This window comes from Bartonella sp. AA86SXKL (assembly GCF_042196885.1).
In genome coordinates this window covers 1-541 of record NZ_JBHIRE010000111.1, presented here as the reverse complement: position 1 = coordinate 541, position 541 = coordinate 1, and the positions used below count along the sequence as shown (strand labels likewise).

The following is a 541-nucleotide window of genomic DNA, read 5'->3' as shown; positions in this document are numbered from 1 at the left end:
AGCGCCCATTCAATTTAAGATAGTCTATAGTCTCATTCAAAATAGCTCTCTGTTCCCTTTGGCGTTGTCTTACCTGTTCTAACGTTAAACGCCATTTCGTATCTGGATGCCGCCGCCATGTTCCTGTACCACTACATGGAGCATCTAGCAAAACTCTATCCATCCGACCTACTAAGGACTGCAATTCTTCTCTTTGCGCCCGCGGCTGTACATTACGAACACCAGCGCGTCGAAGACGATCAAAAATAGGAGCTAAACGGGCTTTATCGGAATCATAAGCATAAATTTGCCCTTGATTCTTCATACTGGCAGCTAAAGCCAAAGTTTTTCCACCAGCACCGGCACAATAGTCCAATACTTGCATTCTTTCTTTTGCTTCTACCAGGTGAGCAACAATTTGGGATCCCAAATCTTGTATTTCAAAATGCCCCTTTTGGAAAGCTGGTTTAACTTGAACATTGGGATGACGTCCAAATTTTTCAATCGGTGCAATTCTTAAGGCTTGCCGAAACCATGAAAAGGATTGAACTTTGTTTTTTGC

1 protein-coding gene is annotated in these 541 nt (G+C 42.9%); it reads right to left on the bottom strand.

The window, feature by feature from the left end; all coding sequences use genetic code 11:
- Window positions 1-541, bottom strand: a 541-nt coding sequence (locus ACFIO5_RS10250; RefSeq protein ID WP_375705343.1) for a class I SAM-dependent methyltransferase, incomplete at both ends; no start/stop codon positions are given.